Genomic DNA, 24,728 nt, shown 5'->3' with positions numbered 1-24,728 from the left:
GAGCACGCCGATAGGGATCGTTGCGGGGGATCACAGCAGAGCCTCCTTCCTGAGCACCGCGGTGATGAGCGACGTCGCCGCCTCGTTGGTCGCGCCGGGCGTCACCGAGCCCGGCGGGTGGAAGGTCCGCTGGATGCCGCCGGAGACCTCGGCGTAGTACGGGGTCTGGGGCCGCGGCTCGGCCAGGGCGAGGGAGTCACGGATGAACGGGGCCATCGGGAACTCGGCCACGACCTCCGGGTCGTCGAACACCGAGGGCCGCGAGGACGGGTTGCCGTTCGAGACGAAGTAGTACGACGAGTTCGCCGGGCTGGAGATGCACGTCGTCGCCTCGTAGGCGAGGTCCGGGTGTTCGCTGAACGCGCCCACCCCGAGGTTGATGCCGCCGAGCGGCGGCGCGCTGGGCCGGTCGGGCGTGGTCTGCGGGTAGATCGTCCATCCGTAGTCGTCGGGCACCGACTGCTGCAGCGTGCCCTCCTCGACGGCGGACTTCGCCTTCCCCCAGATGAACGGGTAGTTGACCATGAACGCGGCCGAGCCGGACTGGAAGGACTCCGCGTTGGTGTCCTCGTCGGCCGTCGGGAAGCCGGGCGGTGCGACCCCGGCGTCGCCGAACGCGCGCAGGATCCGTGCGGCCTCGATGCCGGGCGGGGCGTTGAGGCCGAGCTGGACCAGCGCGGGGTCCTCCTCGCCGACGTTCGTGATGATCGAGCCGCCACCGGACTCGACGAGGGCGTTGACCCACACCGTCAGCGACTCGCCCCGGACGCCCTGCGCGGCGATCTGCGTCTGGGCCCGCGAGGCGGCCTGGATGATCTGGTCCCAGGTCACCGGCCTGCTCATGTCCAGACCCATCCCCGCGACCGCGGACTTGCGGTACCAGAGGAGCTGGGTGTTGGCCCAGAACGGCACGGCGACGAGACGGCCCTGCCAGGTCGAGGCCTCGATCGAGCTGGGGAACCGGTCCTCGCGGGCGGCCGCCTCGGCGGCCGGCGGCATCGGCGCGAGGAAGCCGGCCTGCGCGAACTCGGGCACGTAGGGCGGGTCGATGCTCATGATGTCGATCGACGAGTCGTTGGCCGCGAGGCGGCGCACGAGCTGCTGGCGCTGCTCGGACGCCTGCCGGGGCAGGGTCGACGTCGTGATCGTGTAGCGCCCGTCGGAGGCCGCGGTGCAGCGCGCGGCGATCTCGGCCTGACCCCCGTCGTCGGGGTTGATGTACCAGGTGAGCACCGGCGGCCCGGCCGGGCCGGAGCTGCAGGCCGACACCAGAGCGGCCATGACCGCGACCACGACGGTCATGGACCACCGCAGCCGTCGTCGTGGGTGGCCCATTCGGTCATCCCCTCCCCAGCACGGGCGATGGAAGCGCTTCCGGGGGGAGACTGGTGACCCGGGTCTCACAAGTCAAGCGCTCAGAGCGACCGGCTGATGACCCTGTGACGTTTGGGGCAATGTGCTCGCTCATCGGATGCAGTGCCCCCGCTGGCGTCTGGAACCGCTTCCAGCCACATGCCATGCTCCGCCCTGTGACCGGGGACACGGGTGGTGCGCAGGCGCCGCTGCGCTCTGCGTCGCGCGTGACCCTCGACGACGTGGCCCGCCACGCCGGGGTCTCGGCAGCGACGGCGTCGCGCGCCCTGGGCGACGGACCCCACGTCGCGGCGGCCACCCGGGAACGCGTCCGCGCCGCCGCCGAGGAGCTGGACTACGTCGCCTCCCCCGAGGCCACCCGACTCGCGGGCGGGCCGACGGGCCGGGTCGCCGTCCTCGTCCCGCACCCGTCGCGATGGTTCTTCGGTGAGCTGCTCGAGGGCCTCGAGGGCGAGCTGCGCGCCGCCGACCTCGACCTCGTCCTCTTCCGCGTCGGCGGGCCCGAGGAGCGCGCGGCGTTCTTCGCCCGCCTGCCGGCACGGCGCAAGGTGGACGCCGTCGTGGTGCTCACGCCGGTGGACGAGACCGAGCACGCCCGACTCGCGTCCCTCGACGTCGCCGTGGTCGCCGCGGGCGGGCGGGTCGCGCCGTACCCGTCGATCGCCGTCGACGAGCACGCGGCCGGGCGCCAGGCCATGGACCACCTCCTGCACCTCGGGCACCGGAGGATCGGGATGATCGACGTGGAGGACGCCGGGCGGCCCGACGGCCGGCGCGCGGCCTGGGAGGCCGCGCTGCGCGACGCGGGCGTCGAGCCGGACGGGGACCTCCTCGTCACCGTGCCCGCGGACGGGGAGGGCGGCGCCGACGGGATGGCCCGCCTGCTGGGCCTGCGCTCGCCGCCGACCGCCGTGTTCGCCCACAGCGACGAGATCGCCCTCGGCGCGGTGCGCACGCTGCGCCGGGCGGGCCTGCGCGTCCCCGAGGACCTGTCGGTGATCGGGATCGACGACCACCCGCTGGCCGCGCTCACCGACCTCACGACCGTCGCGCAGCCGGTCCGCGAGCAGGGCCGGCGGGCCGGCGAGCTCGTGCAGGCCGCCCTGCGCGGCGAGCTGGACCAGCAGGCCGTGACGCTGCCGACCCGCCTGGTGCTGCGCAGCACCACCTCGCCCCCGGCGGCCCCGCGGTGACCGCGCCGGACCTGCGTCTGCGGGCGCCGACCCCGGAGCTGCTCGCCCTGCCGTGGGAGCGGCCCCTCGGCGAGTGGGACGCGGCCACGGTGCCGTTGCGCGAGCTCCCCGTCGGACCGAGCCGCCACCTCGTGCGGTTCGTCGAGGCCGACGGGACGCTCTGGGCCCTCAAGGAGCTGCCGCCGCGCATCGCGCGCCACGAGTTCGACGTGCTGCGCCACCTCGAGGTCGAGTGCCTCCCGGCGGTGCGCCCGGCCGGGCTCGTCACCCAGCCCGACCACGACGTCGCGATCCTGCTGACCCGCTACCTCGTGGGGTCCTGGCAGTACCGGCGCCTCATCGCGCGGCTGCCCCCGAACCGGCCCGCGCACCGCGCGCGCCTCTTCGACGCCATGGTCGGCCTGCTCGTCGAGCTGCACCGCCACGGCGTCTACTGGGGCGACTGCTCGCTCGCCAACACGTTGTTCACCCGCGACGGCCAGCTCTACGCCGCCCGGCTCGTCGACGCCGAGACCAGCGAGGTGCACCCGTCGCTGTCCGACGGGCAGCGCGCGCAGGACCTGGAGATCCTCGTCGAGAACGTGGCGTCCGGGATGGTCGACCTCGCGGCGAGCCTCGGCCGTCCGCCCGAGATCGAGGACGAGCTCATCGCGGAGGCGATGACGCTCCCGGAGCGCTACGACGCGTTGTGGAACGCGCTGCACGCGACGCCGCAGTTCGCCTTCGGCGACCGCTACCGGGTCGAGGGGACGGTGCGCGAGCTCAACGACCTCGGCTACATCGTCGACGAGGTGAACCTGGCCCCGTCCGGGGACACCGAGGAGGGCGGCGGCGGGCTCGTGCGCCTGCGGATGGCCGTCGGCGACCGCACCCACCACGCCCGGTACCTCAAGGAGCTGACCGGGCTCGAGGTCGGCGAGGGCCAGGCCCGCATCCTGCTGGGCGACCTGCGGGCCCACCAGCGCGCGCTCAGCCGCGACCAGTCCCGGCGCGTCACCGAGGGCGAGGCGATCGCGAGCTGGCTGCACGACGTCCTCACCCCCGGCATGCGGCGCGCGCACGCCGCGGTGCGCCACGTCGGGACTGCGGTGCAGGCCTACTGCGACCTGCTCGAGGTCCGCTGGCTGCTCTCCGAGCAGGCCGGCGCGGACGTCGGCACCGAACGGGCGCTCGAGGCGCTGGCCGAGCGGGCGCCCACGGACTCCGCGGCCCGCGCGCTCGTCGCCGACACCGCGTCCGACATCCCGATCGTCGCCCCCGACCCGGCCGTCCCGCCGGTGCCCCCCGACTGGTGAGTACCGGTGATCAGGGCACGGCGAGCCACACCGCGGCGTCGGGGCCGAGCCGCCCGTCCTCGAGGGGAACGCTGGTGAGCAGCACCTCGTCGTGGGCGGGCAGGTCGACCGGTGCGTCGGACAGGTTGACCACGCAGGCGAAGCCCTGCTCGCGGCGCAGGTGCAGCACCGCGTCGCCGGGGGCCGAGACCCAGGTCAGGTCGCCGTCGCCCAGCGCCGGGTGCGCGCGCCGACGGTCGAGGACTGTGCGGTAGAGCTCGAGCACCGAGTCGGGGTCGCCCTGCTGGCGCGACGCGGCGTAGCGCGCCCACCCCTCGGGCTGCGGCAGCCACGGCTCGGCCGCCCCGTCCGGGCTGAAGCCTGCCGACGCACCCTCCTGGTCCGACCACGGGAGCGGCACCCGGGCGCCGTCGCGGCCGCGGACCGTGTGCCCGGAGCGCTCCCAGGTCGGATCCTGACGTTTCTCGTCAGGAATGTCCTCGACCTCGGGCAGGCCCAGCTCCTCGCCCTGGTAGACGTACATCCCGCCCGGCAGCGCGGCCTCGAGCAGCAGGGCCGCGCGGGCGCGCCGGGTGCCCAGCACGAGGTCGGGGGCGTCGTCCGAAGCCGGCGGCACCGCAGACGTCGGGACGTTCTCCGGCTCGCGGGCGGGCCGCCCGTAGCGGCTCGGGTGGCGGACGACGTCGTGGTTCGACAGCACCCAGGTGGCCGACGCGCCGACCCCGCGCAGGTGGCCGGTGGTGACGTCGATGGCCTCGCGCAGCGCCGTCGGGTCCCAGGGCGCGACGAGGTAGTCGAAGTTGAACGCGGTGTGCAGCCGGCCCGGCGCCACGTACCGGGCGAGCCGCTCCGGCGCGGGCGTCCAGGCCTCGGCGACGAACATGCGGTCGCCGGGGTAGGCGTCGGCCACCCGCCGCCACGACTCGTAGATCTCCAGCACCCCGTCACGGTCCACGAACGGGTGCCCGCCCGGGGCGTAGCTGCGCCCGAGCATGTCGTCGGCGTCGCCGAGGTCGGGCAGCCCCGCGTCCTTGACCAGCCCGTGCGCGACGTCGATGCGGAACCCGTCGACGCCCCGGTCGAACCAGAACCGCAGGACCGCCTCGAACTCGGCGGCGACGTCCGGGTGCGCCCAGTTCAGGTCGGGCTGCCCGGGGTCGAACAGGTGGAGGTACCAGGAGCCAGCCGTCCCGTCCGGATCCGGTACGCGCGTCCACGCCGACCCTCCGAAGTGCGAGCGCCAGTTGTTGGGCGGCTCGGCGCCGTCGGGGCCCGACCCCGGCCGGAAGACGTAGCGGTCGCGCGCACCGGGCTCGTCGGCGAGCGCGGCCCGGAACCACACGTGCTGGTCGGACGTGTGGTTCGGGACGATGTCGGGGATCAGCCGCAGCCCGTGCTCGTGGGCGTCGACGATCAGCTTCTCGGCGTCCGCCACGCTGCCGTAGGCCGGGTCGATCGCCCGGTAGTCGGCGACGTCGTAGCCGGCGTCGGCCTGCGGCGAGGCGTACCAGGGATTGATCCACAGCGCGTCGACGCCGAGGTCGGCGAGGTACGGCAGCCTCTCGCGGATGCCCGCGATGTCACCGATCCCGTCGCCGTCCGCGTCGGCGAAGCTGCGGATGTAGACCTGGTAGATGACGGCGTCGCGCCACCAGGGCGTGTCGGGCACAGACGGCTCCCGGGTCGATCGTGGGGGGACGGCCCCTCCCACGATGCCCGATGAGCCCGGCCTCAGGCGCGGACCGTGGCGCGCTCCTCGATCTCGTCGTCCTCGTACTCGTCCTCGAACTCGTCGTACTCGTCCTCGAGGTCCTCCGGCGCGGTGATCTCCTCCGGCGCCGGGGCCTCGTCGATGCCCTCGGGAGCGCGGTGGGCGCGCAGCGTCTCGGTGGCCCGGCGCAGCATCTCCAGCGCCTGCGCGGCGAGACGGACGACGAACGCGAGGAAGAGGCGCGCCTGCTCCATCACGAACGCGACCGCCGCGCCCGCGCTGCTCTGCCCCTCGGGGGCGGCCTCCTTCGTGCCGCCCGCGCTGCCCGTGCTCTCGCCGAGACGGTCGGCCAGCCCGTCGACCTTCTCGACGGCGCGGTCGACCACGGCGGCCAGGACGCGGCCGGCGAGCACGGGGAGCATGCGCTTGGCGGCCTCGCCCAGGACCTGGTTGCTCATCTGACGGGGACCGGGGGTGGTGCCGTTGGTGGTCATCGCGCCCGACGTTAGGCGTGCACAACCGGATCGACACTCCCCCGACGGCACCCACCCCGGTGGCACCTGCCCGTCCCCGCTCGCATCCGGACCAGGCCTACACCGGACGCTCGAGCATCTCCCGGAGCGCGGCGTCGATGAACGCGGTGTCGTCCGGGTTCTGCCCGCCGCCCGCGAAATGGCCCCACACGCCCGGGATGACGCGGACGTCACCCTGCGGGATGTGCTGCGAGGCCCAGACCTCGTCCTCGGGCGGGAAGTAGAGGTCCTTCTCCGCCGGCATCGCGAGCAGCGGACAACGGATGGAGCTCAGCGCCGCCACCGTGTCGCCGTCGAAGCCGGGGGTCTGCCCGACGTCGCCGTGCTCCCACGTCCACAGCATCGTGAGCAGGTTGTTCGGGTCGCGTCCGTCGAGCCAGAAGCCCTCCCAGAAGCCGACGAGGAAGTCCTCGAGCGAGACGAACCCGAGCCGGCGCCACTCCTCCTGCCAGTAGAACGCCTGCGAGAAGCCCCAGCCGGCGTAGATGCGGGCGAACGCGCGGAGCCCGCGCAGGGGCGGCGCGTCCGGCGCGTACCACCCGTCGGCGAAGGCGGCGTCCGTGCGCATCGCCTCGCCGAGCGAGTAGAGGAAGACCTTGTTGTGGTCCGCGGTGACGCTCGACCCGCAGAACGGGACGGCCCGCTGGACCATCTCGGGGTGGCTCACCGCCCACTGGTAGGTCTGGCCCGCGCCCATCGACCAGCCGGTGACCAGCGCGAGGGTCTCGATCCCGAAGTGCTCGGTGACGAGACGGTGCTGCGCGGCGACCTGGTCGTGGAACGTGACGAACGGGAAGCGCGCGCGGTCGTGGGGCATCGGCTGGTTGCTCGGCGAGCTCGACAGCCCGTTGCCGAGCATGTTCGGGACGATGATGAACCACTCGGCGGGATCGAGCGCCATGCCCGGCCCGATGAGCCATTCGTTGTCGGTGTGCCACCCGGAGAACCAGGTCGGGTAGACGATCGCGTTCGACCGGTCGGCGTTGAGCGTGCCGTAGCTCCGGTAGGCCAGCCGGGCGTCCGGGAGCGTCATGCCGTGCTGGAGGACGACGTCGCCGAGCGGGAAGTGCTCGGCGTCGGTGGGTGGCGGCATGCGTGGGCCCTCTCGGTCGACGGTGACCCCCGACGCGCATCGGAGCACGCCGGCGGGCCGTGCCGTCGCCGCCGGGCGTGATCGTCACGAGACCGCAATCTCCGCGGCCCGGTGGCAGCATGGAAGGCGATGCGGCAGCCGGGGCGACGGGAACGTCTGTGCGCCGCGCGCGAGCGCGACGGCGACACGTGCCTCTGGTGTGCGCGCCGCCTGACCGGCACCGTCGCCGCCACCACCGACCACGTCGTGCCCAAGGTCAAGGGCGGGCCGTCGTGGCTGGAGAACGAGGTCGCCGCCTGCCGCCGCTGCAACGGCGAGCGCGGGCACCGCGGGGCGGTGGAGTGGCTCGAGGAGTGCGAGCGACGCGGCTGGTCGCCCGACCCCGTCCGCCTGGAGCGGGTGCTCGTGTCGCTGGCCGACGCCATCGCCGAGCGGGGTGGTCAGCGCCGCGCGAGACCGCACCTCGACGCGCAGCTGCGCCGGCTGCGCAAGCGCTGGCCCTCGGCGGCCTAGCGGTCCCCGTAGGCGGCGTCGAAGAAGGCGAGCTCCAGGTCGACGGTGCGCCGGAAGACCTCGCCCATGCGTTCGCGGGCGTCGGCGGTGGCCGCGACGCGGTCGGTCTCGGCGCGCAGGAGGCCGACCCAGGCCGTGAACCCGGACCCGCGGTGCAGGTCGATCCACTCGCGGTGCAGCCAGTCGGGCGGCGCGGCGTCGGGGCGGGCGGCCCAGTCGAGGTAGAGCCACTCGGCGACGAGCAGGACGGTCAGCGCGACGCCGTAGTCACCCGACCGGCGGGCGCCGTCCATGAGGTCGAGGAAGCCCTGCGTGGGCGGGAGCGGCTCCACCGGCGTCGTGACCCCGAGGCGTCCGAGGGCGCGCGCGAAGTAGTCGTCCTCGTCCGAGGCGACGAGCCCGAGCTGGCGGGCGATGGCCAGGCGGGCCTCCGTGCTGTCCGCGGAGGCCACGGCGGCGCCGAGCAGGGCGACGAACCGGTCGAGGAACAGGGCGTCCTGGGCGAGATAGCGCGCGAGGACGGCGTCGTCGACGGTGCCCGCCCAGAGCTCGCCGACGAACCGGTGGCCGGTCGCGGCGTTCCAGGTGGTCGACGTCGCGGCGCGCAGGTTCTCGGAGAAGCTCACGCCTCACTCCGGTCTCGAGGATGCGGCTTTCCTGGCGTTGAGTGCCAGCGTGGACGCAGGGCTTGCACCGGCCCCCACCCATATGGCGCGGCCCGGGCACCGGCGAGCGGGGCGTCGCCGATGACCGGGCCGCGGGGCATCCGGGCGCGCGCGGGAGGCCACGCACAGCCCGGGGGTGCTCAGCGGGCGAACTCGTCGGGGTCGGGACCCAGGCGCTCCGCCTTCTCCATGCTGTTGATCGTGTTCATCTCGTCGTCGGAGAGCTCGAAGTCGAAGATCGCGAAGTTCTCGCGGATGCGCTCCGGGGTCACCGACTTCGGGAAGATGATGTTGCCGAGCTGGATGTGCCAGCGGAGCACCACCTGCGCGGGGGACTTGCCGTGCGCCTGCGCGATGTCGGCGAACTCGGGGGCGTCGAGCAGGCCCTTGCCCTGGCCGATCGGGCTCCACGCCTCGGTGCGGATGCCGTGGCGCTCGTGGTACGAGCGCAGGCCCGCCTGCTGCATGTGCGGGTGCAGCTCGATCTGGTTGATCGCGGGCACCGTCTCGGTCTCGGAGAGGATCCGGTCGAGGTGGTGCGGCTGGAAGTTCGAGACGCCGATCGTGCGCGTCTTCCCGTCGGCCTTCGCCTGCTCCAGGCCCTTCCACGTGTCGACGTAGAGGTCCTTGCCCGGCAGCGGCCAATGGATGAGGTAGAGGTCGACGTGGTCGAGCCCCATCACGCGCAGGCTCTCGTCGAGCGCCTTCTGCGAGTCCTCGTAGCCGTGGTTCGAGTTGTTGCACTTCGTCGTGATCCACAGCTGGTCACGCGGGATGTCGGACTTGGCGACGGCCTCGCCGACCTCGGCCTCGTTGCCGTACATCTGCGCGGTGTCGATGTGGCGGTAGCCGGCGTCCAGCGCCGCCATCACCGTCTCCGCGGTGTCCGACGGGTCGATCTGGAACACGCCGAACCCCAGCTGCGGGATGGTCGTGCCGTTGTTCAGTTCGATACCGGGGACGTCACTCATGCGGGTCGATTACCCGGGACCGTCCGGTCCTCAACCAGCGGTGTGAGCGGTCGTCGGCGCCCGGACACCGACGACCGCCCACCGGCTACGCCGTGGCGAAGGCGCCGAGGGTGGCGTTCGGGCGGACGCCGGCGAACGAGCGGTGCCAGGTCCGGTAGTAGGCGATCTCCTCGTCGCTGCGCAGCTCCCAGCCGTGCTCGACCGTCGGCGCCTCCGCGTCCTGCGCGTCCTCCTTGGCCTTCTCCTTCTCCACGAGCTTGGCGAGCACGTCACCGGCGCCGGAACCGTCACCGAACTGCTCCTTGCCGCGCCAGATGATGTCGTAGGGCACCATCCCGTCGAACGCCTCGCGCAGCAGCTGCTTCTCGGTCCGCTCGTGGATCTTGAGCTTCCACTCCGCGGGCAGCGCGAGCATCTCGCGCATCACCGTGGCGTCGAGGAACGGCACCCGCGCCTCGAGCCCGTAGTTCATCGTGGCGCGGTCGCAGCGCTGCAGGTTGAGCTCGTGGAGGCTCTCGATGGAGCGCACCAGCTCGGCCTGCAGGGTGTCCGGGGTGGAGAACTCGTCGCTGTGCACGTACTCGTAGCCGGCGAACAGCTCGTCGGCGCCCTCGCCGGTGAGCACCACCTTGACGTGGCGCACGGCCTCGCGGGCCAGCAGCAGGTTGGGCACCGCGGAACGCACCAGCGCCGGGTCGAAGTGCTCGATCACCGTGACCGCCTCGTCGAGGGCCTCCTCGAGGTCCTCGGGGGTCGGGACGATCTCGTGGTGCTCGGTGCCCAGGTACTCGGCCACCGCGCGGGCCGCCAGCAGGTCGGCCGAACCCTCGGTGCCCACGGCGAAGGTCGGCAAACGCTCGCCCTTCTCCTGCGCGACCTTCGCCGCGATCGCCGCGACGATCGCGGAGTCCAGACCGCCGGAGAGGAACACCCCCACCGGCACGTCGCTCATCATGTGACGGCGGATCGAGTCCGAGAGCACGTCGCGGATGTGCCCGAGGTCCTCCTCGGTCCACTGCTTGTCCGGCGCGAGCCGCGCCGGGCGGACCTCGACCGGCACCGCGTCGGCGAACCGGACCATCGCGCCCTCGGCGACGTCGTGGCCGGCGATGCCCGGGGTCCACACGTGTCCGGGCGGGAACGCCTCCACATACGGCTGGTCCTCCGGGTCGAACGCGCGCAGCTCACTGGCGAAGATCGTCGTCCCGCCCAGGCGCGCCCAGTACAGCGGCTTGATCCCGATCGGGTCGCGCGCCACCGCGCCGCGCCCGTCGGTGTGGGCCATGGCCAGCGCGAACATCCCGCGCACCTCGTGCAGCGCCGCCGAGCCGTCGCGCAGCACCAGCCGGAACGCCGACTCCGTGTCCGAGTCGGTGGCGAAGCGGACCTCCGAGAGCACGTCCCGGATGTCCTCGTGGTTGTAGATCTCGCCGTTGCCGACCACGTACGCCGAGTCCGTGTCATCGGCGATCGGCTGCTTGCCGCCCGTCACATCCATGATCGACAGACGCTGGTGGCCCAGCCACGCGTTCTCCAACTGGATCCGGCCGGTGTCGTCAGGCCCTCGGTGGTGGATTCGAGCGAGCATCCGCTCGCATTTCTCGGCATCGATCGAACCGTAGGCAGCGACGATTCCGCACACGTGTGCTCACGCATCCTCGTATCGGGGTCGTTGTCCAGACAACCACGATCTACGCCGCCACGCGCCGTATCGGGGCACGCGTCACGTGGCCTTAACGGTCAAGGCCCGTCAGCGCCAGGCGAACACCGGCTGCTCGAGCCCGTCGACCCGCGTGGTCCGCCCGTGCAGCGCGACCTCGCGGAACTGCAGCAGCACGGCGCCGGTGGGGGCGTGGATGTAGTGACCGACGAGTGGCATCTGCACCACGGGCCGCGGCGACTCCTCGATCGCCAGGTAGCGCGGCTCGACGTCGAGCTCGTCGAACGTGATGTGGAAGAGCTCGGAGACCTCGTCGGGCGAGGGCACGAGGTCGGCGACCGCGCCGGGCCCGGCCATCACCACCGGGGTGATCACGAAGCCGGAGCGGGTCGGGTAGTCGTCGAGCATCCCGAGGACCGCGTCGGGACCGAGGGTGAGCCCGAGCTCCTCGTCCAGCTCGCGGAGCGCTGCGGTGACCGTGTCCTCGCCGGGGTCGACCGAGCCGCCGGGCAGCGCGAACTGACCCGGGTGGTCGCGCAGCTTCGAGGTGCGCCTCGTCAGCAGCACCCCCGGCCCGCGCTCCGGGTCGTCGAGGACGACGACGGCGACGGCCGCCCGGCGCAGGTCGGGGCGCTCGGCGACGCGCCGGTCGTCACGGTCGTGGCCGCGGACCCGCGCGGCCACCTCGGCCGCGGAGGGAGGTGTCATCCCCAGAAGATGCCGGTCGGATCGGCGTCGATGATGTCGAGCAACGGCGCGGGCGAGCCGGCCTTCGTCTCGTCCGGGTAGCGGTGCCAGCGTCCGCTGGAGTCCGGCCAGAGCAGGATCCAGCGGTCCTCGTCGGGCACCAGGCGCAGCTGGGCGAGGGGTTCGGTGGTCCAGTTGGTGCCCAGCTCGGGGAACACCGGCGCGCGCCGGACCGAGATCGTGATCCGGCCGGCGCGCTCGGTGTACGAGATGCGCAGCGAGTCGCGCTGCGCCTCGGGGACGCGACGGGCGCACCACTGCCGCACGAGTGCGCGGTGTTCGTCGGGGACCTCCACGGGCGTCACTGTGACACGCCCGCCCCGGCGCCCGGGAGTGCCCCGCACCACCGATCAGCCCACAGCCGACAGCCGGAGCCCGACGACCACCCGGTCCACGCCGGACGGGCGCGGCCTGCCAGCATGCGCCGTCGAGCAGGGCGGGCGAGCCGGGACGACGACCGGGACGAGAGGGGCGAGGCGTGGGCGCTGGGACACGCCGCGGGAGGGCTGCGCGGACCGGTGCCGGCGCGCTCCTCGGGATCGGGCTCGTGCTGGGTGCGGCCGCGTGCGGCGGCGCCGCGACCCAGCCCGGTGCGGCACCGCCGGCCGCCGCGACCTCCGCGGCGCCCGCGACCCCGGACCCCGCCGTGCGCCCCTACTGCGACACCGTCACGCGCGTGCAGGGCGAGCAGGCCGCCCCCGGCGCGGGCCAGGGCGGGGTGCCGACGTCCTCGGCCGCCGCCCGCCAGCAGGTCGCCGACCTCGTCGCCGTCGCTCCGCCCGAGATCGCCGGCGACTGGCGCACGGTGCAGTCGCTGACCGACCAGGCGCTGGCCTCGCTCGCCGACACCGGCGGCGACCCGTCCCGCATCGACCGCGCGACCCTCGACCGCCTCCAGCGCGAGGCCCAGCCCGCGGTGACCCGCATCCAGGAGGTCACCCAGCAACGTTGCGGCATCACCTTCCGTCCACCGGGCTGAGGCAGCGCAGCCGCAGCGAGGGTCACCCTCGCTGCGTCACACGCAGCCGAGGCGTCCCTCGCTCCACGTGCGGCGAGAGGGATGGATCGAGCGAGGGTCACCTTCCCTGCGCCCCAAGCAGCTGAGGCGTCCCTCGCTCCAGACCCCGAGCCCCGCCGACACTGGCCGCCGGGGCGGCGGAAACCTACGGTCACGCCCGTGACCGAGTCCATCAGCCGCTTCCCCGTCGTCGAGCTCGACGAGCTCCCCGACGACCTCCGCGAGCGCGTCGGCGCCATCGCCGAGCGCTCGGGGTTCGTCCCCAACATCTTCCGCGCCCTCGGCCACCGGCCGGCGGAGCTGCGGGCGTTCCTCGACTACCACGACGCGCTCATGGAGCGGGAGTCCCCGCTGTCGAAGGCCGAGCGCGAGCTGGTGATCGTCGCGACGTCCGGCGCCAACCACTGCACCTACTGCGTGGTCGCCCACGGCGCGATCCTGCGCGTCCGCAGCAAGGAGCCCGAGCTCGCCGACCACGTCGGCATCAACCCCTACGGCGCGTCGCTCGACCCGCGCCGGCGCGCGGTCGTCGACCTGGCGCTGTCGCTGGCCCTCGAGTCGGCCTCGCTCAGCGAGGACGACCTCGACGACGCCCGCGACGCGGGCCTGTCCGACGAGGAGATCTGGGACATCGGGGCGATCACCGCCCTGTTCGCGATGTCCAACCGTCTCGCGCACCTCACGGCGCTGCGCCCCAACGCCGAGTTCTTCGGCATGGGCCGCGAGCCACGAGGGTAGGCCGCCTCCATGAGCACCACGGTCGCAGTACTCGGCACCGGGATCATGGGCGCGGGGATGACCCGCAGCCTGCTCCGCGAGGGCCTCGAGGTCACCGTCTGGAACCGCAGCACCGAGAAGGCGAAGCCCCTCGCCGACGACGGTGCACGGGTGGCGGAGACGGCGGCCGAGGCGGTCGCCGGCGCCGACGTCGTCCTCACGATGCTCTTCGACACCGACGCCGTGGCGCAGACGATCGAGCCGGTCCTCCCGCGGTTCCGCGACGGCGCGGTGTGGGTGCAGGCCAGCACGGTCGGCATCGAGGGCACCGACCGGCTCGCCGCGCTCGCACGCGACGCCGGCGTCGACTACCTCGACACCCCGATGCTGGGCACCAAGGCGCCCGCCGAGAACGGTCAGCTGGTGGTGCTGGCCTCGGGTCCGTCGTCGCTGCGGGACACCGTGGCGCCTGTCTTCGGCGCGATCGGCTCACGCACCCAGTGGGTGAGCGAGACGATCGGCGACGCCAGCAGGCTCAAGCTCGCCATCAACGCCTGGATCGGCGTCATGGTCAACGGCATCGCGCAGTCGATCGCGCTCGCGCGCGGGCTGGGGGTCGACCCGCAGCAGTTCCTCGACGCCGTCGACGGCGGCGCGGTGAACGCGCCGTACGTGCAGCTCAAGGGCAAGGCCATGATCGACGGCGATTACACGCCCTCGTTCGAGCTCGACGGCGTCATCAAGGACACCGACCTGATCACCGCGGCGCTCCGCGAGGCCGGGGTGGACACCACGCTGGCGACCGCGGTGCGCGACCGACTCGCCGCCGCGTCGTCCGACGGCCACGGCAGCGAGGACATGGCTGCCGTCGTCCACGCCTACTGACCCCCTCCGTGCGTGATCTTCTCGGCGATAGCCGGGAAGATCACGCACGAGGGATCAGGCGCCGGGGGTGTTGCGGGCCAGGTCGAGGGCGTACTGCGGCCAGAACTCGCCGGCGGAGGGGGCCCCGCGGCAGTCGCCGTCGGAGTCGCCCGGCTCCTTGACCCAGAGGAACGCCGCGACCTGCGGCGATCCGGTGTCGCGCGTGGGCGGGGTGCCGAGCGCACGGCCCGGCGGGTTGCACCAGGTCGGCTGCTCGGACCCGTTGTAGGTGCCGTTGCCGTTGCGGCTGGTGTCGATGACGTAGCGGGCGCCGCCGAGCTGGTCGGAGACCCGGTTGCCGTAGGCCTCGACCTGCTCGGTCTCCATGAAGTTGGCGACGTTCAGGGCGAAGCCGGCGGCGTCCGCGACCCCCGCCTTGCGCAGCCCGTCGGCGAGCTTGCCGATGTCGGTGACGAAGCCCGGGTTGCCGGCGTCGATGTAGACCTCGCCGCCCGCGCCCGTGAGCGTGCGCACCGCCTCGGCCAGCAGCTCCTCGCGGCCCTCCTGCTCGCCCTGGCCCTCGCAGTTGGTCAGCGTCTGCGGGAGGGCGTCGGGCTCGAGGACCACCACCGACCGGGTGCCGCCCATGCCGCGGGCGAAGGCGCTCAGCCACTCGCGGTAGGCGCCCTCGTCCCCGGCGCCGCCGCTCGAGTACTGCCCGCAGTCGCGGTTGGGGATGTTGTAGGCCGTGAGGACCGGGGTGCGGCCGGCCGCGCGGGCCTGCGACACCACGCCGGCCACCTCGCCCTCGACGCCGCCGGTCTCGCCGGTGGGCCAGATCGCCAGGGGCTGGCGCGCGATCTTCTCGAGTGCCGCGGCGTCCTCGGTGCGTCCCTCGGAGCGCCACTGCTCGATCTGACGAGCGGCGGACGACGACGGGTCGACCCAGAACTCCGAGGCGGCCGGGGCGACCGGTGGGGCGCCCTCGGAGCCTCCCTCGCCGGAGTCGCCGCTGCAGGCGGCGACGCCCAGGGCGGTGGCGACGACGGTCACGGCGGCCACCCCGGCCACGAGCCATCCGCGGCGGGTCCGGCGGGAGCCATCGCGGCGCTCGGCACCGCGGGTCTCGGCACCGCGCGGCTCGGCACCGCGCGGCTCGATCCGGATGGGCTCGGTGTCGGCTTCCGGCATCCCCGGCATCTTCTCCGGCAACTTCGACACCTCCGCTCCACCGCGTCGTCCGTGCGTCTCACGTGCCACCGTCGTGCCACCCCCGGGCGTGTCGTCCATTCGGACCTAGGCTCCCAGGCCACCCCGTGGCGCCGGTGTGGGGGGAGGCGCCGCCCGACGCGGCCGGCCGTCCGCTCACCCGGCTGTCACCCGAGCAGGGGCCCGGATCGCGATCGTCGAGCTCCCCGACCCGCCGGGAGCGAGCGACGGGGGTCACGATGCGGCCGCCGGCCCGGCCTCCGGTACCTCGACCCAGCGCGCCTGGGACGGCACGCCGCGGTCGTCCACGAGGAAGAGCATGTAGCGGCCCGCGGGGGCGAGCGTGCGGTCCTCCGGCAGGGTCACCGAGACGCCGGTGTCGGTCTTCGTCATGTCCAGCGCGATCGAGCGCTGCCCGACGTCGGTGACGTGGGTCGACGCCATCGGCGCCATGAGGCGGGCGCTGGTGATGCGCGCGGCGTCGGGCGTCGGGACCTCGGCGGTGCGCCCGAGCGCGAGCGTCGTGGGGGCCTCGCCGACCGTCGGCTGCGGCCCGCGGAACAGGTACGGCGGCGTGTAGATCTCGATGCGCTGCTCGAACGTGCCGGGGATCGTGCCGGCGGCGTCGTCGAACAGGGGATCCGAGCCCACCGTCATGACGCGCCCGTCGGGCAGCAGCATCGACGCCGAGTGGTAGTTCCGGCCCACCTGCGGGTCCGCGGCGTAGTCGAGCGTGTTGGTCGCCGGCCGGTAGAGGCGCGCGTTGTGGTTGTTGGAGTTGCCCTTGCCGCGATAGTCGCGCGACCCGTTGCTGATCAGCAGCGAGTCGTCCGGCAGCGTCGTCAGGTTCGGGTAGCGCGTGCCCTCGGGCAGCATCGGCCCCGGCGTCCACGTCGGGTTCGGGCTCTTGAGGTCGATCGTGTCGATCCGGGCGCTCGACCGCGGGCTCTCGCCGACGCCGCCGCCGCCGACCACGGCCACCCGCTGATCCTGAACGGGGCCGACCCAGGCCGAGCCCGCGGTCTCCAGCAGATCGGGGTCACGCATGCCGGGGATCGGCGTGAAGATGTTGTTCTCGAGGTTCCACATGCCCGGGACGCGGCCGAGCTCCGACGAGCCGTACCCGGCGTTCGCGCCGGAGTAGAACAGCTGGTCCTCGCGCGCGGTCTGGAACAGCGCCGGGTAGGTCGGGAAGTACTGGGTGAGGTCCTTGCGCTCGGTCCACCGCCGGGTGGCCGGGTCGTAGATCTCGTTCTGCCCGTTGAGGATCTCGCCCGTGCCGTCGAGACCCGAGACCGCGATGACGCTGCCGTTCGCGAGCGGCGTCAGCGTCGGGTACCAGCGCTTGAAGAACATGTCCCCGACGCGCTCGTAGGTCTCGGTGAACGGGTTGAACTCGTAGGTCTCCTCGATGCCCTGGTAGTCCTGCTTCTCCATGGTCATCGCCTGGCCGAGGGCGTAGATGTTCTGCCCCTCGACGGGGGTGAGCCCACCCACCGAGTACTGCTTCGGGCCGACGGCCACGTACTGCGGACCGGGCGCCACGGCCTCGGCGAAGACGATGGTCTCGCTGGCGGTGACCGTCGCGCCGCGTCGCGTCGCGACCTTGTTCGCCGGCTGCACCGTGAACGCGTGGCCTGCGCGGTAGACGAGGCCCTCCGGCGAGAGGAACTCCGTGCCGGCGGGGAAGGTGCGCGGCGCCGCGTCCGGGTCCTCGTTCTTGACCGTCACGCCGCCGGCGGCGTTGACCACCGCACCGTCGAGGCGCTCGTAGCGCTGGGTGCCGCCCGCGATGAGCAGGTTGCCGTTGCCCAGGAACGTGTGGCCGGCGCAGAACATGTCGTCGGGCGTGGGGATGACGCGGCTACGTCCCGTCGCGGGGTCGTAGACGAGGCTCTTGAAGGTCCCCGCGTTGAACATGTCCTCCTTGTTGCCGGAACCGGCGATGAGGAGGATGCGCCCCGTCGGGAGCACGGCCGCGTGGATCGCGTTGACCTTCTGGTCGTCGGGGAGGTCCACGACGTCCCACTTGCCGAACTGCTCCTTGTACTCCTGGCTGTTGATCAGCTGCTGGTGCCGGAGCTCGGAGATCCACGCCCAGGCCGGCGGGACGTTCACGCCGAGCATGACCGCGGGGACGACGACGAGGAGCAGGAAACGCTTGACCCGCCTGGTCAGCCCCTGCTCGATCAACTCGCCTCCGTCCGTCGCCCTTCGATGTCCGGCGGCACCCCTGCGGGTTCCTGCCGGGCAGGACCGGCCACCGCGGCCAGTGCCACCACACGCACGGCGACCGTCGGTGCATTGACCGAGCCGGTGTCGGGCGCGCGGCTCCCACCGTCTCGTCCGTCGTGTCGCTTTGCTGTTTCGTTACCGATGCTAGACCCCACCGAGACCGGCATCACGGCCTCGGTCCCCTCGGCCTCGAGCTCCGCCGGGGTGGAGAACAGCATCGGCGGGCGCTCGCGACGCGGGCCGGGGCGCGGGGTCCGCTCGGGGCCACGGCCCGGGGCGGCGTCCGGACGGGGTGCCGGCGACGGCGGGGTCGGACGGCCGACCGGGGTCTCGCCCGGGCGCCCGTCGGGCCGCGGCGCGGGCGGCGGCGGGACCGCACCCTGGTGCTCGGCCGCGGGGGCGACGTAGCGGCCGCCGTGCTCGGCGGCCGCCGGACGCTCGCCCGGACGGACCGGCGGGGCCGGGAACGGGCTGGGCGCCGGACGCGGCGTGGGCCGGGGACGCGGTTCCGGGGCCCCGCCGGGGGGACGTGCTCCCGGCGGGACGGCGGACGGTGCGGGCGGCGGGCCGGCGGGACGCGGGGGCCCTGCGGGGCCTGCGGGGCCTGCGGACCCGGGTGGGGTCCGGGCCGCGGCGGCTGGCCGGGCTGGCCCTGCGGTCCGGGCTGGCCCTGCGGTCCGGGCTGGCCCTGCGGTCCGGGCTGGCCCTGCGGTCCGGGCTGGGGCGCCGGGCCCGGCGTGGGGCGCGCCCGCGGCACCGGGGACGGCGTGGGGTCCACGACGGGGGTGTCGTCGCGGGCGTGGCGACGGCCCGGGGTGGGCCGGTCCGGGGTGGGCCGGTCCGGGCGTCCGTCGCGCGGGGTCGGCTTCGGGGCGCCGTCGGTCCCGGCCCGGCGGTCGCGGCCGGCGAGCGAGGCGGTGCGGACCCAGCCGGCGGGCAGGTCGCCCTCGGAGACGGCCCCGGTGCGGTCGGCCTCGCGCGCCCCGACGCCGGCGGGCACGGCCTCCGGGCGGGGCGAGCGGCGGGTGGCGGTGCCGGCCGCGAGCAGGGCGTCGAGCGCGGCGCGCTCGAGAGATTCGGTGGTGATGCCCGAGCGGCCGTCGGGCAGCACGGCGGGCGGCGCGGCGTCGATGGCCGGTTGGCGGCCGACGATGCGCTCGACCAGGCACAGCACGGGCGGCGCGAGGCAGGCGGCCAGCGCGACCGCCGGCCACAGCAGCACGGCGGGCGCGGCGTAGCCCTGCAGGATCGCGAGCACGATCGCGCCGATGAGCAGCGCCGCCCACTGCAGGTGACGGCGGAAGGTCAGGATGTGGTCGGCGCTGGACGACAGGCCCTTCGGCGTGACGACGAACTTGGCCGGCAGCCGCAGGATCGTCGCGATCAGGGACGCCGCGAAGATCGGCGCCGCGAAGATCGACATCAGCATGCCCTTGATGCCCGAGGAACCCTCGGGCTCGTAGGGGCTGACGTTGTAGCGGCGGTTGCGCAGGTAGACCCAGAGCTGGAACGCGGTCGCGTCGATGTAGAGCGCCAGCCACAGCTGCACCGGCACGACCACGCCCTGGACGCCCAGGGCCAGGAAGAGGCAGGCGTTGACCGCGCCGAGCACCCAGCCGATGGCCATCGACGGGTAGAACGTCGTGATCAGGACGTAGTGCAGCGCCCGGCCCGGCGAGAGGCGCGGCAGCCGGAAGATCATCTCCTTGAGCAGCACCTCGAAGGTGCCGCGCGACCAGCGCATCTGCTGGGAGAAGAAGTCGCCCCAGGACGACGGTCCCTCGCCGACCGCCAGCACGTCGGGGGTGTAGACCGACTTCCACCGCCGCCCGGACGCCGGGTTGCGCCGCGTGTGGAACTTCAGGCCGGTGGCCATGTCCTCGGTGATCGAGTCCGAGAGGCCGCCGACGGCCCGCAGCGCGCTGATCCGGATGGCGTTGTTCGTACCGACCAGCATCGCGGCGTTGTAGCGGTTCGCCGCGCGCTGGATCAGCGAGTGGAACGGGAACTGCTGCGACTCCGCCGCGCGCGTCACGAACGTCTCGTCGTTGGCGTAGCACTGGGGGCCCACGACGTAGGCGACGTCCGGGTCGCGGAAGTAGCCGAGGATCCGCTCGGCGTAGTTGGGCAGCGGCACGTGGTCGGGGTCGACGGAGAGGAAGACCTCGTACGAGTCGCCGTGCTCGGACACCCAGGCGTTGTAGTTGCCGTGCTTGGTCTTGGCCTTGAACGCGCCCTTGCGCTGGTTGTACTTCTCGATCCCCTTGCGGGTGAAGTGGTTGACGCCCAGCTCGCGGCACATCGCCTTGACGTCCGGGTCGTCCCCCTCGTCGAGGATCCAGACGTCGAGGATCCCGTCGTACTGGATGCGCAGCGCCGCCTGGAGCGTGCCGCGCACGACGTCGATGGGTTCCTTGCTCGGCACGATCGTCGTGAGGAAGGCGATGCGCTGGTCCGGCCGCGGGGGCACGGGCACCGGGTCGCGGGAGATCACCGAGGCGAGCGACAGCGAGAAGACGTTGATCAGCCGCAGGAGCTCCATGAGACCGATCGAGCCGATGACGACCCAGTTCGCGTAGATCGCGAAGGTCGAGCCGAAGACCGGCGGCCGGTGCGAGGGGTGCAGCAGCCAGAGGAAGAAGAGGGCCTCGAAGGCGAGGTTCAGACCGGCGACGAGCAGGGACCGGGCGACCCGACCGCGACCGTGCACGGCGTCGACCCCGCGGTAGGCCACCCGGTAGGCGCCCTCGGCGGGGTCGGGCTCGCGGATCGGCCCGGCGAGCTGGGAGAACTCCTGGATGCGTCGGCCGACGACGAGTTCGGACTCGTCGACCTCATCCGGGGGTCGCTCGGCAAGAAGGGTCATCGGCCGTTTCGTCTCGATTCTCGCGACACCGAGTGGTCGGTCGTCACGAGCCTCCCGTCGTCATCACGGCCCCTCACGGGCCCGCGAGGGGCGGTCGCCGCCGACGTGCGGTCCTCCCGTCGGTCATCTCCTCGCCGGAACCGTCGTGGTCAACGGTCCCGGAAAACGGTAAGGCCATCACCCACCGTGCTCACCCAGGGGGACGTTCTTCGGCCGGTCCGGGCCCCGGCACCCCGAAACATCGCACAACGTTGGCCCGTTCGAGGGAGACCGCACCGTCGTCACCCGCAACGACACCCATCCGTGACCGATGACGCACGGTAGTGCGGTCACGACCGACCGGCGCCACCGGGTGGGAGGTCGTGACGCTCCACGGCGGCCAGTCCGCCGTCGCGGATCTCGGCCGTCATGTAGGTGCAGACGGGCTCACGACGGCGCTCGGTGGGCGAGCCGGGGTTGAGCAGGCGGACCCCGCCGGGGGTCGTCGAGTCCCACGGGATGTGGCTGTGCCCGAACACGAGCACGTCGACGGGGGTGTCGCCGTCCGGCCCGAACCGGGCGTCGCAGCGGCGCTCGCGGCCCGTGGCGGCGCCGGTCTCGTGGGTGACCGCCAGGCGCACCCCGTCGATCTCGGCGATCGCCGTCTCCGGGAGCCGCGCGCGCAGCGCCTCGCCGTCGTTGTTGCCCCAGCAGGCGACCAGGCGCGCCGACCGCTGCTCGAACGCGTCGAGCAGCTCGGGGTCCATCCAGTCGCCCGCGTGCACCACGACGTCGGCGGCGTCGAGGGCCTCCCAGACGGGGTCGGGCAGCACCCGTCGGGTCGGTCGGCGCACGGGGAGGTGGGTGTCGCTGGTGATCAGCAGCCTGGTGGTCGCCGCGGTCACGCGATCACCGCTCCAGCAGCAGCGCGTGCAGCGCGACGAAGGCCACCGGCGAGTAGAGCAGGACGACGAGGGCGGGACCCGTGGTGCGCAGCCAGGTGCGGGTGCCGCCGGCGCCGAGGTCCTCGATCCCGTGGTCGAGGGTCAGGGTGACCGGCCCGACCCGGACCCGCCACGACCAGGTGCGGGCCTGCTCGTCCACGGCGAGGACCTCGAAGGGGACGTGCACCAGCCCGGCCGCACGCACCGTGCCCTCGAGCCCGGGACGCAGCCGGCGCGGGCCCGGGCCGGAGACGGTCACGCCGGAGATCTGGGGCGCCCAGCGCGGCCAGCGGTCGAGGTCGGCGTAGCGCTCCCACGCCTGGTCGGCGGGGAGCGGTCCCGTGGCGCGGAGGGTCGTCTGCACGGTCGGGGGCGTACCCGCGACGGGCCTGGACGACGAACACATACTCCGAGTATGGTTTCGACGCACCCTGGTACGTCCATGTACCGAACCGACACCGGGAGGCCCCCGTGGCCCTGTCGTCGCTGCCCTCGTCCGTCGCCGCGTCGGTCGGCCGGTCCGTCGCCTCGTCCGTCGCGTCCTCGTCCTTCGGGACGACGCTGCGGTGGGGCGCCACCCACGGGCTCATGCGCGCGGCGATCCGCCGCCAGGTGCGCGCCGGCAATCCGGACGCCCGCCTGCTGCTCGACCCGGTGATGCAGGCCGACCCCTTCCCGCACTACGAGACCCTGCGGTCGTCGTACCCCTTCGCGCCCGGCGCGTTCGCCCGGCTGACCGTCCACCACGACGTGTCCACGGCGGTGCTGCGCAGCGACGACTTCGGCGTCACCCACCCCACGCAGGTCGTGCCCGCGCCGGCGCGGGCGGCGCTCGCCCTGGCCGGCCCGCCACGGAACCCGGGCCCGATCGAGCCGCCCTCGATGCTCGCGGTCGACGCGCCGGATCACCCGCGCTACCGCAAGCTCGTCAACCGGGCCTTCACCGCGCGCCGTGTGGCGGCGCTGCGCGAGCGCACCACCGAGGTCGCCCAGGAGCTCCTCGACGACATGGACCGGGCCGCCCGGGACGGCGACGGCCGCACCGTGGACCTCGTCGCGCACTACGCGAGCCTGCTGCCGGTCACCGTGATCAGCGAGATGCTCGGGGTGCCCACCTCGATGCGCGAGCAGTTCCTGAGCTGGGGCGACGGCGCGGCCACCTCGCTCGACATGGGCCTGACCCGGCGGGCGCACGCGAGCATGGAGGCCAACCTCGCGGCGCTGAACGACTGGATGCGCGAGCACCTGCGCCGGCTCCGGCGCGAACCCGGGGACGACCTGCTCTCGAGCCTCGTCGGCGAGGTCGACGACGACGGCGCGGGCCTGTCCGAACAGGAGCTGGTGTCCACGGCGCTGCTCGTGCTCGCCGCCGGGTTCGAGACGACGGTGAACCTCATCGGCAACGGCACCGCGCAGCTCTTCGCCCACCCCGATCAGCGCGAACGGCTCGTCGCGGAGCCCGACCTGTGGCCGAACGCCGTCGACGAGATCCTGCGCTTCGACCCGCCCGTCGAGCGCACCGCGCGCCGGGCCAAGCGCGACACCGAGGTCGCCGGCACCGCCGTGGCCGAGGGCGACCTCGTGGTGACGGTGCTCGCGGGCGCCAACCGCGACCCGCACGTCTTCACCGACCCGGGCACGTTCGACGTCGCGCGGGCGAACGCCAAGGAGCACCTCGCGTTCTCCAGCGGGCCGCACTTCTGCCTCGGGGCGCAGCTCGCGCGCATGGAGGGCGAGGTCGCGCTGCGCGCCCTGTTCGAGCGCCACCCCCACCTCGCGCCGGCCGGCCCCGCACGTCGCCGTCCGACGCGCATCCTGCGCGGCTACGCGGAACTGCCCGTGCGCCTCGAGCCGGCGGTCGCCCGGGTCACGTGAAGGCGCTGTGGCCCGTGATCTCGCGCCCGACGATGAGGGTCTGGATGGTCTCGGTGCCCTCGAAGGTGTGGATCGACTCGATGTCGGCCATGTGCCGCATGACGTGGTTGTCGAGCAGGATCCCGTTGCCGCCGAGCATGTCGCGCGCCTCGGCGAGGATCCACCGGGCCTTGCGCGTGTTGTTCATCTTGGCGAGCCCGGCGATCGTCGGTGCGAGGTCCCTGTTCTCCGGCTGGTCCTCGGCGAGCTGCGCGATCTGCATGCAGTAGAGCTGCATCCCGGTCAGCTCCGCGAGCATCTTCACGAGCTTGTCCTGGATGATCTGGTTCGCGGCGAGCGGCTGCCCGAACTGCTCGCGCTCCAGGACGTAGCGCAGTGCGGCGTCGTAGCCGGCGGTCGCGTGCCCGAGCGCCATCCACGCGCACGTGCCGCGGGTGGTGGCCAGCACGCGGCCCGTGTCCTTGAAGCTCTCCGCCCCCGGCAGCCGATCGCGCTCGGGCACCCGCATTCCGTCGAGGCTGACGTCGGCCTGCCACACCGAGCGCATCGAGCCCTTGCGGGGGATCACGGTGCCCTCGTAGCCGGGTGTCGTGGTGTCGACGAGGAAGCCGAGGACGGTGTTGGTCCCGGTGTCCCGCGCCCAGACGACCGTCCGCCCGGCGATGCTGCCGTTGCCGATCCAGCGCTTGCGCCCGTCGAGGATCCAGTCGTCACCGTCCCGGCGGGCCGTGGTCTCCAGCGAGACCGAGTCGGAGCCGTGCTCGGGCTCGGTGAGGCCGAAGGCTCCGACGAGGTCGAGGCGGGCCATCGCGGGCAGGAACTCCTGCTTCTGCTCCTCGGAGCCGAGCATCGCGATCGACTTCATCGCGAGCCCCGACTGCACGGCGTGGAACGTCGCGAGGCTGCCGTCGCCGCGGGCGAGCTCCATGGCCACCAGGCCGCAGGTCAGCGGGTCGTGCCCCGGGCACCCGTAGCCCTCGATGTCGTCGCCGACGATCTCGAGGTCGGGCAACCCGCGGATGACCTCCCACGGCATCTCCGCGGCGTCCCACGCCGCGGGCGCGGCCGGGGACACCACGCGGTCGACGTAGCGGCGGACCGCCATGAACGTCTCCCACTGCGCGTCGTTGAAGCGCCGGCGCACGGAGAAGAAGTCCGTCCCGAGGGCCTCGGTGAGCGGCGCGTCGCTGTCGACCGGCATCGCGGATCATCCCCTCGTCGGGGCGGTCGGCCCGCCCACTCCCGACGGCGGTTCCCCGTGGGCGG

Annotated in this window: 22 protein-coding genes; 7 read left to right on the top strand and 15 right to left on the bottom strand. The window is 73.4% G+C overall.

Annotation, left to right across the window (positions count from 1 at the left end):
* Window positions 1-30: 30 nt before the first annotated feature.
* Window positions 31-1,302, bottom strand: coding sequence for an extracellular solute-binding protein (locus OG774_RS20970; protein ID WP_328303978.1), 1,272 nt, complete (start codon window positions 1,300-1,302; stop codon window positions 31-33).
* Window positions 1,303-1,529: 227 nt separating this feature from the next.
* Here OG774_RS20970 and OG774_RS20965 point away from each other — a divergent pair, with 227 nt between their 5' ends.
* Together OG774_RS20965 and OG774_RS20960 are read left to right on the top strand one after the other, a co-directional pair.
* On the top strand, window positions 1,530-2,567 hold the full coding sequence (locus tag OG774_RS20965; RefSeq protein WP_328303976.1) for a LacI family DNA-binding transcriptional regulator: 1,038 nt from the start codon (window positions 1,530-1,532) through the stop codon (window positions 2,565-2,567).
* Entirely contained in the window at window positions 2,564-3,862 is a 1,299-nt protein-coding gene (locus tag OG774_RS20960) for a DUF4032 domain-containing protein (protein ID WP_328303974.1), read from the top strand. Before OG774_RS20965 ends, OG774_RS20960 begins: the two co-directional genes overlap by 4 nt.
* Before the next feature lie 10 nt (window positions 3,863-3,872).
* On the opposite strand, the gene OG774_RS20955 is transcribed toward OG774_RS20960, so the two are convergent.
* The 3 genes from OG774_RS20955 to OG774_RS20945 all read right to left on the bottom strand — a co-directional run bounded on the left by OG774_RS20955 (window position 3,873) and on the right by OG774_RS20945 (window position 7,199).
* Window positions 3,873-5,531, bottom strand: coding sequence for a glycoside hydrolase family 13 protein (locus OG774_RS20955; protein WP_328303971.1), 1,659 nt, complete (start codon window positions 5,529-5,531; stop codon window positions 3,873-3,875).
* Window positions 5,532-5,593: 62 nt separating this feature from the next.
* Complete coding sequence (locus OG774_RS20950) at window positions 5,594-6,067, bottom strand: hypothetical protein (RefSeq protein WP_328303969.1); 474 nt, start codon at window positions 6,065-6,067, stop codon at window positions 5,594-5,596.
* Window positions 6,068-6,164: 97 nt separating this feature from the next.
* Complete coding sequence (locus OG774_RS20945; protein WP_328303967.1) at window positions 6,165-7,199, bottom strand: alpha/beta fold hydrolase; 1,035 nt, start codon at window positions 7,197-7,199, stop codon at window positions 6,165-6,167.
* Between the two features lie 129 nt (window positions 7,200-7,328).
* Here OG774_RS20945 and OG774_RS20940 point away from each other — a divergent pair, with 129 nt between their 5' ends.
* Complete coding sequence (locus OG774_RS20940) at window positions 7,329-7,712, top strand: HNH endonuclease (protein ID WP_328303965.1); 384 nt, start codon at window positions 7,329-7,331, stop codon at window positions 7,710-7,712.
* Here the strand turns inward: OG774_RS20940 and OG774_RS20935 are convergent.
* The 5 genes from OG774_RS20935 to OG774_RS20915 all read right to left on the bottom strand — a co-directional run bounded on the left by OG774_RS20935 (window position 7,709) and on the right by OG774_RS20915 (window position 12,051).
* Window positions 7,709-8,338 carry a TenA family protein gene (locus tag OG774_RS20935; protein ID WP_328303963.1) on the bottom strand — a complete coding sequence of 210 codons (630 nt, stop codon included), beginning with the start codon at window positions 8,336-8,338 and terminating at the stop codon, window positions 7,709-7,711. The genes OG774_RS20940 and OG774_RS20935 overlap by 4 nt on opposite strands.
* 179 nt (window positions 8,339-8,517) lie before the next feature.
* Entirely contained in the window at window positions 8,518-9,348 is an 831-nt protein-coding gene (locus OG774_RS20930; RefSeq protein ID WP_328303961.1) for an aldo/keto reductase, read from the bottom strand.
* A gap of 85 nt (window positions 9,349-9,433) precedes the next feature.
* On the bottom strand, window positions 9,434-10,990 hold the full coding sequence (gene asnB / locus OG774_RS20925; protein ID WP_328303959.1) for an asparagine synthase (glutamine-hydrolyzing): 1,557 nt from the start codon (window positions 10,988-10,990) through the stop codon (window positions 9,434-9,436).
* Between the two features lie 108 nt (window positions 10,991-11,098).
* The gene (locus tag OG774_RS20920; protein ID WP_328303957.1) at window positions 11,099-11,716 is read right to left on the bottom strand and encodes an NUDIX hydrolase; all 618 of its coding nucleotides are present in this window, start codon (window positions 11,714-11,716) and stop codon (window positions 11,099-11,101) included.
* Window positions 11,713-12,051 carry a DUF3024 domain-containing protein gene (locus OG774_RS20915; RefSeq protein ID WP_274189005.1) on the bottom strand — a complete coding sequence of 113 codons (339 nt, stop codon included), beginning with the start codon at window positions 12,049-12,051 and terminating at the stop codon, window positions 11,713-11,715. Before OG774_RS20915 ends, OG774_RS20920 begins: the two co-directional genes overlap by 4 nt.
* A 182-nt stretch (window positions 12,052-12,233) precedes the next feature.
* Between OG774_RS20915 and OG774_RS20910 the strand changes: the two genes are divergently transcribed.
* The 3 genes from OG774_RS20910 (at window position 12,234) to OG774_RS20900 (ending at window position 14,375) form a co-directional block, all read left to right on the top strand.
* Window positions 12,234-12,734: a hypothetical protein gene (locus OG774_RS20910; protein ID WP_328303952.1), complete on the top strand. Its 501-nt coding sequence runs from the start codon at window positions 12,234-12,236 to the stop codon at window positions 12,732-12,734.
* A gap of 198 nt (window positions 12,735-12,932) precedes the next feature.
* Window positions 12,933-13,511, top strand: coding sequence for a peroxidase-related enzyme (locus tag OG774_RS20905; protein ID WP_328303950.1), 579 nt, complete (start codon window positions 12,933-12,935; stop codon window positions 13,509-13,511).
* 9 nt (window positions 13,512-13,520) lie between these two features.
* Complete coding sequence (locus tag OG774_RS20900; RefSeq protein ID WP_328303948.1) at window positions 13,521-14,375, top strand: NAD(P)-dependent oxidoreductase; 855 nt, start codon at window positions 13,521-13,523, stop codon at window positions 14,373-14,375.
* Between the two features lie 54 nt (window positions 14,376-14,429).
* On the opposite strand, the gene OG774_RS20895 is transcribed toward OG774_RS20900, so the two are convergent.
* The 5 genes from OG774_RS20895 to OG774_RS20875 form a co-directional block, all read right to left on the bottom strand.
* A complete protein-coding gene (locus tag OG774_RS20895) occupies window positions 14,430-15,575 on the bottom strand; it encodes a glycoside hydrolase family 6 protein (RefSeq protein ID WP_328303946.1) in 1,146 nt (381 codons plus the stop codon).
* Window positions 15,576-15,797: 222 nt separating this feature from the next.
* The gene (locus tag OG774_RS20890; protein ID WP_328303944.1) at window positions 15,798-17,756 is read right to left on the bottom strand and encodes a galactose oxidase early set domain-containing protein; all 1,959 of its coding nucleotides are present in this window, start codon (window positions 17,754-17,756) and stop codon (window positions 15,798-15,800) included.
* A gap of 208 nt (window positions 17,757-17,964) precedes the next feature.
* Complete coding sequence (locus OG774_RS20885) at window positions 17,965-20,664, bottom strand: glycosyltransferase family 2 protein (RefSeq protein WP_328303942.1); 2,700 nt, start codon at window positions 20,662-20,664, stop codon at window positions 17,965-17,967.
* Window positions 20,665-20,993: 329 nt separating this feature from the next.
* Window positions 20,994-21,548 carry a metallophosphoesterase family protein gene (locus OG774_RS20880; protein WP_328303940.1) on the bottom strand — a complete coding sequence of 185 codons (555 nt, stop codon included), beginning with the start codon at window positions 21,546-21,548 and terminating at the stop codon, window positions 20,994-20,996.
* 4 nt (window positions 21,549-21,552) lie between these two features.
* Window positions 21,553-21,951 (bottom strand): SRPBCC family protein, encoded by a 399-nt coding sequence (locus OG774_RS20875; RefSeq protein WP_328303938.1) that lies wholly within the window; start codon window positions 21,949-21,951, stop codon window positions 21,553-21,555.
* Between the two features lie 107 nt (window positions 21,952-22,058).
* Here OG774_RS20875 and OG774_RS20870 point away from each other — a divergent pair, with 107 nt between their 5' ends.
* Entirely contained in the window at window positions 22,059-23,462 is a 1,404-nt protein-coding gene (locus OG774_RS20870; RefSeq protein WP_328303936.1) for a cytochrome P450, read from the top strand.
* Here the strand turns inward: OG774_RS20870 and OG774_RS20865 are convergent.
* On the bottom strand, window positions 23,455-24,663 hold the full coding sequence (locus OG774_RS20865; RefSeq protein WP_328303934.1) for an acyl-CoA dehydrogenase family protein: 1,209 nt from the start codon (window positions 24,661-24,663) through the stop codon (window positions 23,455-23,457). The genes OG774_RS20870 and OG774_RS20865 overlap by 8 nt on opposite strands.
* Between the last annotated feature and the right edge of the window lie 65 nt (window positions 24,664-24,728).

It is taken from the genome of Actinomycetospora sp. NBC_00405 (assembly GCF_036044095.1).
GTDB lineage: Bacteria > Actinomycetota > Actinomycetes > Mycobacteriales > Pseudonocardiaceae > Actinomycetospora > Actinomycetospora callitridis.
This window is presented reverse-complemented; position numbering and strand designations above follow the sequence as displayed.